Raw genomic sequence first — 10,216 nt, forward strand, 5'->3', positions numbered from 1 at the left:
ATCGCGACCCGATCAAGCCCGCCATCGCCGGGCTCGTAGAGATAGACTGCGACCGACAGGGCATGCGCCGGGGACTGGCGGAAGTGGAACATGGGGCTGCCCTTGCGTTGGATCGAACCTTCGCAGGTTCGACGTCCTCAACGCGGGAAAGCCGTATTCGTCCTGATCGTTATAGCTAGGGTAGTCGCGGAAAAGCGGCGTTTCAGCGCGGCATCTGCAGCGAGGCGTAGCAGGTGAAGCCGCTCTGCCCCGATTGGAGGCGGCGGATATAATTGAGATAGGCCTGGTTCTGCTGATAGCTGGTGCCGGGCAGCGGACGGCCGCGCAGCGCCTGTTTCACCTGTTCGCCGGTGAAGCTGCGCCCGGTGCCGGGGAATGCGCCGGGGGTGCCCGCAGGCACGACCTGACCGTTGGGTGCAATGAAATTGCCAGCCCGGCCATTGTCGGGAACGGGGATGGTGCAGTTCAGGACCGAGGCGGCGGTGTTGGCGAGCGCGGGGCGGATCGAGACTATGGCGGACGCCGCCATGGCCCCGCCCATCAACAGTTGGCGACGCGAAGCTACTGCCGGTTCAGCGGCGGTTTCGTCCATCTGGGGACCGTCCTGATCGGGCATCTGCTCGCTCATATCGTCCTGTTCCGCATCTCGCGCTTGCCAAAGCGTAATGATTGCACGCTATTGGACTTAGGTCTTCGCAGTGTTTGCGCGACAAATCCAGTGCGGTAACCATGAATCGACTCAGCATTTCCCAAATCACCGCGTCGCTGGCCGTGCTTATGCTGGGCACGGGCGGCGCCTTGTTGCTTGGCGCTTCGCCCGTCGGCATTGCCCTGCCGATCCTAGCGGGGCTGGTCGTGCTGCTGATCGCGGCGCACGGCCATGACCCGGAGCCGGACCAGCCCGCGCCGCCGCCCGAACAGCCCGACCTGATCGACCATCCTGATTTTCCGACCTTGCTGGAAGGGATTTCCGATCCGCTGATGCTGGTGGAAAAGGGCAAGATCGTGCGCGCCAATCGCGCGGCGCAACGCTTGCTGGGCGCGCACATAGAGGGGGATGATGCGCGGATCGCCATTCGTCATCCCGCCGCCGCCGAACGGCTGGCCAGCACCGCGCCGCTGGCCGATCCCTTCATGATCGAACTGGTGGGCCTGGGCAGTCGCGAGCAGCGCTGGCAGATGCGCGTGGCACCGGTGGGCGCGGTGACGTCGATGCGGCGGCTGGTGCATCTGGTCGACCATAGCGGCACCCATGCGGCGGAGCGGATGCGCGTCGATTTCGTCGCCAATGCCAGCCACGAACTACGCACGCCGCTGGCCGGGATATTGGGCTTCATCGAAACGCTGGCCGACCCCGAACTGGGCAAGGACCATGAGACGCGGCAGCGTTTCCTCAAGATCATGGATGGCGAAGCGCGGCGGATGCAGCGGTTGATCGACGATCTCATCTCGCTCTCGCGGATCGAGGCGGAAAAATATCGCGCGCCTGACGGGGCGGTCGATCTGTCCGAACTGGTCGCCGAAGTGGTTGGCATATTCCGGTCCAGCCATGGGCCGCGCGGTCGCGATGTGGAGATGGAGATCGCCCATTCGTTGCCACCCGTGTTGGGCGATCGGGCGCAATTGTCGCAGCTGGTGCATAATCTGATCGGCAATTCGGTGAAATATGGTCGACCCGACACGCCGATCCGCGTCACGCTGACCGAGGGACCGAGCGGCATGACGCGGCTGGCCGTGGCGGACGAGGGCGAAGGCATAGGCCCCGATCATCTGCCGCGATTGACCGAGCGTTTCTATCGCGTCGATTCGGGCCGCAGCCGCGCGATGGGCGGCACGGGGCTTGGCCTCGCCATCGTCAAACATATTATCGAGCGGCATCGCGGTCGGCTGGATATTGCCAGCACGCTGGGCAAGGGCACGACGATCACCATATTGCTGCCGCCAGCGACCGATGAGGGGGTGACGAAGGCCGATGAACGGCGGCGGCCATCGGCGCTTTCGGGCACCGTGTCATGAAACTGCAACCTGACTGTCACAAAGGCGCGATGGTCCGCAGCTAGACGCATGCTCCATGGGGGGCGGCGACATGCGAATCGCGGCCTTAGTTGATGGAGGTTTTCCGTGAAGAGATTCGCCTTGCTCGCCGCCACGGCGCTGAGCGTCCTTAGCCTGTCCGCTTGCGGCGATCAGGGCGGCGCGGGGGCGACCCGCGACCAGATCCGCGCGGTCGGTTCCTCCACCGTCTATCCCTTCGCCACGGCTGCGTCCGAACTGTTCGTGCAGACCAATGCCGGCATGAAGTCGCCGATCATCGAATCGACCGGCACCGGCGGCGGCATGAAGCTGTTCTGCAGCGGCGTCGGCGCGCAATATCCCGACATCGCCAACGCATCGCGGCGGATGAAGAAGGCCGAGTTCGACCTGTGCGCCGGCAATGGCGTCAAGGACATCATCGAAGTGCAGATCGGCGTCGATGGTCTGGCCTTTGCCGAAGCGAAGAACGGCCCCGGCTATAAGCTGACCCCCAAGATCGTTTACGAAGCGCTGGCCGCCAATCCCTATGGCAAGGGCCCGAACAAGACGCAGACCTGGAAGGATGTGGACCCCAGCCTGCCCGCCATCGCGATTTCGGTGTTCGGCCCGCCATCGACCAGCGGCACGCGCGATTCGCTCGCCGAGCTGATCCTGGAAAAGGGATGCCAGAGCGATCCGGCGATGGAAGCGCTCAAGGAAAAGAGCGAGGACGAGTATAAGGCGACCTGCACCCGCGTTCGCGAGGACGGCAAATATGTCGATTCGGGCGAAAACGACAATCTGATCGTGCAGAAGCTGGGCGCGAACCCCAATGCGGTCGGCGTATTCGGTTTCAGCTTCCTCGAAGAAAATCGCGCCACGCTGAAGGATATTCCGATCGACGGGATCGAAGCTTCCTATGAGACGGTCTCGTCCGGCCAATATCCTGGCGCGCGCCCGCTCTACATCTATGTGAAGAAGGCGCATATGTCCGCCATTCCGGGCCTTCAGGGCTTCCTGAATGCTTTTTCGACCAATTGGGCGCCGGGCGGCGCGCTGACCAAGCGCGGTATGGTTGCCGCGCCGGACGATGTCCGCAAGGCGAACGAACAAACCGTCAAGGCGCTGACCACGCTTGACGGCGCGCAGCTGAAATAAGCGAGACCCCATGACCGGACCCGCAATCCTCCTGCTGCTGGCAGGCCTGGGCGCGATCGCCTGGGTCAGTGCCCGCGCCCGCGCCATGCGTCTGCAGGCGGTGGCACGGACCACCGGGCGGCGTGACGCCGTCCACAGCCTGCCGGGCTATCATGGCTGGTATGTGGCGCTATGGACGCTGCTGCCCGCTGCCCTGTTCCTGGTCGTCTGGGCCAATGTCGCGCCCAGTCTGGTGACGCAGGCCGTGCTGGCTGATCCGGCTGCGCAGGCTTTGCCGCTCGACGGCTTCTCTCGTTCCGCCATCTTGGGCGAAGCGCGGGCGATCGCGACGGGGATGCAGGCCGGCGCCTTCAACCCCGCCTCGCAAGCGCTGGTCGAGCCTTATACGCGAGCGCTCGACAAGTTCGGGTTGGCAGGCGCGATATTGGCGCTGGTGCTGGCTTTCGCCGGGGGTGCCTATGCCTTCACCCGCATCCGTCCCGATTTCCGGGCACGCACGCGAGTGGAGCGGCTGGTGATGGCCCTGCTGCTGGTGGCATCGCTGCTGGCGATCGTGACCACCGTCGGCATCGTCGCTTCGCTCTTGTGGGAAAGTTTCCGCTTCTTCTCGATGGTCAATCCTATCGACTTCCTGTTCGGGACCAAGTGGAGCCCGCAATCGGCCGCGATGGGCTATGGCAATGAGGATGCGTTCGGCGCGATCCCGCTCTTTTGGGGCACGATCTTCATCGGTGCGATCATCGCGATGATCGTCGCCATTCCGCTGGGCCTGATGAGTGCGGTCTATTTGACCCAATATGCCAGCCCAACGGTCCGCCGCTGGATGAAGCCGACGCTGGAGATGCTCGCGGGCGTGCCGACGGTCGTCTATGGTTATTTCGCCGCCCTTACCATAGCCCCTGCGCTACGCGACTTTGCGGTGATGATCGGGATTTCCGGTGCATCGTCGGAAAGCGCGCTGGCGGCCGGCTTGGTGATGGGCGTGATGATCATTCCCTTCGTCTCCTCCATGGCCGATGACAGCATTGCCGCGGTGCCGCAGTCGATGCGCGACGGCAGCCTGGCGATGGGCGCGACGACCAGCGAAACGATCAAGCGCGTCCTCATCCCCGCCGCCCTGCCCGGTGTCGTCGGCGGCGTGTTGCTCGCCGTCAGCCGCGCGATCGGCGAGACGATGATCGTGGTGATGGCCGCAGGGCTTGCCGCCAACCTGACGCTCAATCCTTTCTCCAGCGTGACGACGGTGACGACGCAGATCGTCCAGTTGCTGACCGGCGACCAGGAGTTCGACAGCGCCAAGACGCTGGCGGCCTTCGCGCTGGGGCTGGTGCTGTTCATCATCACCCTGTTGCTCAACATCGTGGCCCTGCGGGTCGTGAAGAAATATCGCGAGGCTTACGAATGACCGTCGAACGTCTGCCCACCGACTGGAAGTCGGAGGCGATGCGCAAGCGGATTGCGGGGCGCTATGCCAAGGAACGCCGCTTTCGGCTGATCGGCCTGGGCGCTGTGGTGCTGTCCGCCGCCTTCCTCGCCTTCCTGCTGTTCACCATGATGGGCAATGGCCTGCGCGGCTTTACCCGGACGGAGATTGCGCTGACGGTCGATTTCCCGGCCTCACCGCTGTTGCTCGATCCCGCCGCGATCACGGACGAATCGCTCAATCAGGCGAACCTGCCGATGGTGACCAGCGCGGTCGCCAAGCAAGCATTGGGGCCGGACGCCGACTCGCTCCTGTCATCGACGGCGTGGATCACCATCCGCGACGCGATCAAGGCCGATCCCTCGATCCTTAGCCGGACCGAGACGATCGCCCTGCCCGCTTCGACCGGCATCGACCTGGCGGCCAAGAGCGAAGGGCCGCCCGAAGCCGAGGCCGCCGTCGCGCGGCTGGAAAAGGCGGGCGTGCTGACGACCGGTTTCAACTGGAATTTCCTGTCGGCCAGTGACGGCACCGATCCAGCGCAGGTCGGCATCTGGGGCGCGTTCAAGGGCACGTTGCTGACGATGCTGGTGACGCTGTTGCTCAGTTTCCCGGTGGGCGTGGCGACCGCGCTCTATCTGGAGGAATATGCGCCCAAGGCATGGTGGACAGACATCATCGAAGTGTCGATCAACAACCTCGCTGCGGTGCCGTCGATCATCTTCGGTCTGCTGGGCCTGTCGATCTTCCTCAACCTGCTGCACTTGCCACGATCGGCGGCGCTGGTCGGCGGCATGACGCTGGCGCTGATGACGATGCCGGTCATCGTCATCGCCGGGCGTAACGCGATCAAGTCGGTGCCGCCCAGCATCCGCGACGCGGCACTCGGCATCGGGGCCAGTCCCGTACAGGTGGTGTTCCAGCATGTGCTGCCGCTCGCCCTGCCCGGTATCCTGACCGGCACGATCATCGGCATGGCGCGAGCGCTGGGCGAGACGGCACCGCTGCTGATGATCGGCATGCGCGCCTTCATCGCCACCCCCCCCGGCGGGATCAGCGATCCGGCGACCGTCCTGCCGGTCCAGATCTTCCTATGGTCGGACGAAGTATCCAAGGGCTTTGTCGAAAAGACATCGGCCGCGATCATCGTGCTGCTGGCCTTCCTCCTCGCGATGAACGGCCTCGCCATCTATCTGCGCAACAAGTTTGAAACACGGTGGTAACTGCACCCATGACCCAAGACCAAATCAACCTGGCGATCGCCAATCCGAAAATGTCGGCCCGCGACGTCAACGTCTTCTATGGCGAGAAGCAGGCGATCAAGCGCGTGTCGATCGACGTCGACATGGACAATGTCACTGCCTTCATCGGCCCGTCGGGCTGCGGCAAGTCGACGTTCCTCCGCACTTTGAACCGCATGAACGACACGGTCGCGTCGGCACGGGTCGAAGGCGAGATCACGCTGGATGGCGAGGACATCTATGCCTCCTCCATGGACGTGGTGCAGTTGCGCGCGCGGGTGGGGATGGTGTTCCAGAAGCCCAACCCCTTCCCCAAGTCGATCTACGAGAATATCGCCTATGGGCCGCGCATCCATGGCCTGGCCGCATCGAAGGCGGACATGGACGTGGTGGTCGAAAAGTCGCTCCGTCGCGCTGGCCTGTGGGAAGAGGTGAAGGATCGGCTGCACGACAGCGGCACGGCATTGTCTGGCGGGCAGCAGCAGCGGCTGTGCATCGGCCGCGCGATCGCGGTCGAGCCCGAAGTCATCCTGATGGACGAGCCATGCTCGGCGCTTGATCCGATCGCGACAGCCAAAATCGAGGAACTGATCCACGAGCTGCGCGGCCGCTACGCGATCGTCATCGTCACCCATAATATGCAGCAGGCCGCGCGCGTGTCGCAGCGGACCGCCTTCTTCCATCTGGGCGAACTGGTCGAATATGGGGTGACGTCGGACATCTTCACCAATCCGCGCCAGGAGCGGACCAAGGACTATATCACCGGTCGTTACGGCTGATCGGGCGGAGAGAGACAAGACATGGCTGAACATACGATCAAGGCATTTGACGACGAAATCGACCGGCTGCGCGGGTTGATCGCCGAAATGGGCGGTCGCGCGGAAGCGGCGATCGAAAATGCGATGCTGGCGCTGCAACGGCAGGATCTGGCGCTGGCGGCCGAGGTCGTCCAGGGCGACAAGCGGATCGACGCGATCGAAGCGGAGGTCGAGAAGCTGGTGATCGAGGTCATCGCGCTGCGCGCACCGATGGCCAACGACCTGCGCGACGTGATCGCCGCGCTCAAGATCGTCAGCGTGATCGAGCGGATCGGCGACTATGCCAAGAATATCGCCAAGCGGGTGCCGCTGATCGCCACCAACAGGCAGTTGCTCGAACCCATGTCGCTGCTGCCCGCCATGGGGCAGGTCGCGGCCGAAATGGTGCATGACGTGCTGAACGCCTATGCCGCGCGTGACCCTGACCTCGCGCAGGCGGTGGTGGAGCGCGATGCGGTGGTGGATGATTTCTACAATAGCGTGTTCCGTACGCTGGTAACCTTCATGGTCGAAAATCCCAAGACGATCAGCGAATGCGCGCATTTGCTGTTCGTCGCCAAGCATATCGAGCGGATCGGCGACCATGCCACCAATGTCGCCGAGATGGTCTATTATGCCGCGACCGGCCAGACCATGCCGGAGCGGGAACGCGGCGGCACCGACGTACAGGCGGAGATCTGACCATGGCACGGGCCAAGATGCTGCTGGTGGAGGATGACGCGGCTTTGGCCGAATTGCTCATCTGGCACTTTAAGCGCGAGGATTTCGACGTCGCCCATACGGTCGATGGCGAGGAAGCGCTGTTGATGGCGCAGGAAAATGTGCCTGACATCGTGCTGCTCGACTGGATGGTCGAAAGCCTGTCGGGGATCGAGGTCTGCCGTCGGCTGCGGCGGATGACCGGCACCGCCAATGTGCCGATCATCATGCTGACCGCGCGCGGCGAAGAAGAGGATCGCGTCCGTGGCCTGGAAACCGGCGCAGACGATTATGTGACCAAGCCCTTCTCGCCCCGCGAGCTGGTAGCGCGGGTCGGCGCGGTGCTACGCCGGGTGCGCCCGGCGCTGGCCGGTGAGACGCTGACCTTTGCCGATGTCGAGATGGATACGGTGGGGCATAAGGTGCGGCGCGGCGGGCAAGTGATCCCGCTGGGGCCGACCGAATTCCGGCTGCTCAAGCATTTTCTGGAGCATCCGGGCTGGGTCTTCTCGCGCGAGCGGCTGCTCGACAGCGTGTGGGGGCAGGATAGCGACATCGAACTGCGCACGGTCGATGTGCATATCCGCCGTCTGCGCAAGGCGATCAATGCCGATGGCGTCTATACCGACATCATCCGCACGGTACGGTCGGCGGGCTATGCGCTGGATACCGACGGGGTAGCGTGACAGGATGGGAAGCCCCGGTCGGCATGACCGGGGCTTTCCCTTATACCGGATCAGGCGGCGCGGCGCGCCTTGGTCAGCTTCTTGAGCAGCATGTCGCGCTTCATGCGCGAAAGATGGTCGATAAACAGCACGCCCTCCAGATGGTCCATCTCATGCTGGAGGCAGGTGGCGAGCAGGCCTTCGAGCTGCTCCTCATGGATGCGGCCATCGCGGTCCATCCAGCTGGCGCGGATCGTCGCGGGACGCTCGACCTCGGCATATTGCTCCGGGACCGACAGGCAGCCTTCATTATAGACCGACATATCCTGCGATTCGCGCAGGATTTCCGGGTTGATGAAGACCATCGGCCGTTTGACCGGGGGCGCGCCTTCCTCGTCGGATTCGGGTTCCTGCAGGTCCATGACCAGTACCCGCTTGGGCACACCGACCTGGATCGCGGCAAGCCCGATGCCCGGCGCGTCGTACATCGTTTCGAACATATCGTCGATCAGCCGTTGCAGATCGTCGTCGATCGCCTCGACCGGGGTCGAAATGGTACGCAGGCGCGGATCGGGCGCCTCAAGGATAGGAAGAATGGCCATGGCGACAAAATAGCGGAATGGCGCGGAATTTCAAGCCGCCCGCCGAGTCGCCTCCGCTTATTCGCCCAGCCATGCGTCGATCGCGGGCTTGAGCGCGGTGGAGATCAGTTCGACCAGCAGCGCGCCATCAGGCGAGGCGAGATAGGCGATGAGGCCATAGCCATCGGCAGGCGCAGCATTGGCGGCACGGACCGTCCAGCCGAGATCGACCAGCCGTGCGGTATCGGCCGGAAGGTCATCAACCCAGACACCGATATGGCGGGCCGTTTCGGCACTGGCGGGGTGGTAGAAAGGCCCCTGCCCCTGCACCAGTTCGATGTGGATCGGGCCACCCAGCGAATAGGTGGCACGCACGCGAAGGTCGCGCAGGCCGTCTTCGGGCGTCCAGAAAGGCAGTGGATCGAAATCGCGCACGGGTGCGAAGGTCAGGCCAAGCGCCGCGCCATAGTCCGCGACGGCGCGGTCGATATCGGCAACGGCAATGCCCTTGTGATGGGTGCGGGTCAGGTCGATCATCGGGGCATCCCTCCTGTGGTTCTTGGAATCGGTCTAGCGGAAGGTGGACAGCAGGTCAGCTAGCGGCTTTCGCAGGGGGGACGGACAGGAAGGCAGACCCTCACCCAACCCTCTCCCGTGAAGAACGGGAGAGGGCTAAAGGCAAGGCGCCCAACAACCTTCAATTGCCTTCCGCATCGACGGTGAACACCATGGGTTTGCCGCGCGAGGTGGGTTCCCAGCCGGCTTCCAGCGCGGCGCGGATGCCGCGGGCGATGATGGCATCGTTGATCTGCAGGCGGCCGCGTTGCAGGCCTTTCAGCAAGCGCTTGGGCGGCGGAAATTCGAGGAGCGCACCGCGTTGCGTGTCTTTCTGCTGCAAGGCGATGGCCATGCCTTTCCACCCGTCAATGTCGCTCCATTGGGGTTCGCGGCGGAGTTCCCATTCATAGGATTCGCCATCGACGTCGATAGTACCGGCAAGGTTTTGCATGTTTTGCATGGCACCGCGCATAGCAGGACTGGCGGGATAGGCCAGCTATTGCAGCGACAGTGTTTCCGACTGGGCTTGATGGTCGTTCGCCATCGACAGGCTGAGGCTAATAGATCCCGGATCAAGTCCGGTATGACGGATTGAGAGGATCATGACGATTTGAGAGGTTCACCCCCTACCCTACCGGCCTTCTCGCACGCAGCGCCTGGGCGAGGGTGCCTTCGTCGAGATAGTCGAGTTCGCCGCCGACGGGCACGCCATGGGCCAGCTGGGTCAGGCGGATGGGGAAGCGTTCGAGCCGTTCGGCGAGATAATGGGCGGTGGTCTGGCCTTCGAGCGTCGCGTTCATGGCCAGCACCACTTCGTCCACTCCACCCTGTTCCAGCCGCGTGACCAGCGCGTCGATGGTCAAATCTTCGGGCCGGATGCCTTCAAGCGCGGACAGCCGCCCGCCCAGCACATGGAAGCGGCCGGGGAAAAGCCTCGATTTGTCGAGCGCCCACAGGTCCGCGACATCCTCCACCACGCAGAGCGCGCGGGGATCGCGGCGGGCATCCTTGCAGATGCCGCAGGGATCGACCGTATCGACATTGCCGCAGACATGGCAGG

General features: G+C 63.8%; 12 protein-coding genes. 7 read left to right on the forward strand and 5 right to left on the reverse strand.

What is annotated here, in order from left to right:
• Window positions 1-202: 202 nt before the first annotated feature.
• The gene (locus IL54_RS16510) at window positions 203-628 is read right to left on the reverse strand and encodes a hypothetical protein (protein WP_037476998.1); all 426 of its coding nucleotides are present in this window, start codon (window positions 626-628) and stop codon (window positions 203-205) included.
• Window positions 629-729: 101 nt separating this feature from the next.
• Here IL54_RS16510 and IL54_RS16515 point away from each other — a divergent pair, with 101 nt between their 5' ends.
• The 7 genes from IL54_RS16515 to phoB all read left to right on the forward strand — a co-directional run bounded on the left by IL54_RS16515 (window position 730) and on the right by phoB (window position 8,038).
• Entirely contained in the window at window positions 730-2,016 is a 1,287-nt protein-coding gene (locus IL54_RS16515; protein ID WP_052027732.1) for an ATP-binding protein, read from the forward strand.
• Between the two features lie 105 nt (window positions 2,017-2,121).
• A complete protein-coding gene (locus IL54_RS16520; RefSeq protein ID WP_037477000.1) occupies window positions 2,122-3,171 on the forward strand; it encodes a substrate-binding domain-containing protein in 1,050 nt (349 codons plus the stop codon).
• 10 nt (window positions 3,172-3,181) lie between these two features.
• Window positions 3,182-4,576 (forward strand): phosphate ABC transporter permease subunit PstC, encoded by a 1,395-nt coding sequence (gene pstC / locus IL54_RS16525; RefSeq protein WP_037477002.1) that lies wholly within the window; start codon window positions 3,182-3,184, stop codon window positions 4,574-4,576.
• Window positions 4,573-5,817 (forward strand): phosphate ABC transporter permease PstA, encoded by a 1,245-nt coding sequence (gene pstA, locus IL54_RS16530; protein ID WP_037477004.1) that lies wholly within the window; start codon window positions 4,573-4,575, stop codon window positions 5,815-5,817. The genes pstC and pstA overlap by 4 nt, the downstream gene beginning before the upstream one ends.
• 8 nt (window positions 5,818-5,825) lie before the next feature.
• Window positions 5,826-6,614 (forward strand): phosphate ABC transporter ATP-binding protein PstB, encoded by a 789-nt coding sequence (gene pstB / locus IL54_RS16535; protein ID WP_037477006.1) that lies wholly within the window; start codon window positions 5,826-5,828, stop codon window positions 6,612-6,614.
• A gap of 21 nt (window positions 6,615-6,635) precedes the next feature.
• Entirely contained in the window at window positions 6,636-7,334 is a 699-nt protein-coding gene (gene phoU, locus IL54_RS16540) for a phosphate signaling complex protein PhoU (protein ID WP_037477008.1), read from the forward strand.
• 2 nt (window positions 7,335-7,336) lie between these two features.
• Window positions 7,337-8,038 (forward strand): phosphate regulon transcriptional regulator PhoB, encoded by a 702-nt coding sequence (phoB, locus tag IL54_RS16545; protein WP_037477010.1) that lies wholly within the window; start codon window positions 7,337-7,339, stop codon window positions 8,036-8,038.
• A gap of 50 nt (window positions 8,039-8,088) precedes the next feature.
• Here phoB and def read toward each other — a convergent pair whose 3' ends face one another.
• The 4 genes from def to recR all read right to left on the reverse strand — a co-directional run.
• The gene (gene def / locus IL54_RS16550) at window positions 8,089-8,619 is read right to left on the reverse strand and encodes a peptide deformylase (protein ID WP_037477011.1); all 531 of its coding nucleotides are present in this window, start codon (window positions 8,617-8,619) and stop codon (window positions 8,089-8,091) included.
• Between the two features lie 57 nt (window positions 8,620-8,676).
• The gene (locus tag IL54_RS16555) at window positions 8,677-9,135 is read right to left on the reverse strand and encodes a VOC family protein (protein ID WP_037477014.1); all 459 of its coding nucleotides are present in this window, start codon (window positions 9,133-9,135) and stop codon (window positions 8,677-8,679) included.
• A gap of 160 nt (window positions 9,136-9,295) precedes the next feature.
• Entirely contained in the window at window positions 9,296-9,607 is a 312-nt protein-coding gene (locus IL54_RS16560) for a hypothetical protein (RefSeq protein ID WP_443211334.1), read from the reverse strand.
• Window positions 9,608-9,782: 175 nt separating this feature from the next.
• Window positions 9,783-10,216, reverse strand: a 434-nt coding sequence (gene recR / locus IL54_RS16565; protein WP_037478979.1) for a recombination mediator RecR, incomplete at its 5' end; no start/stop codon positions are given.

The organism is Sphingobium sp. ba1, assembly GCF_000743655.1.
Lineage (GTDB): Bacteria > Pseudomonadota > Alphaproteobacteria > Sphingomonadales > Sphingomonadaceae > Sphingobium.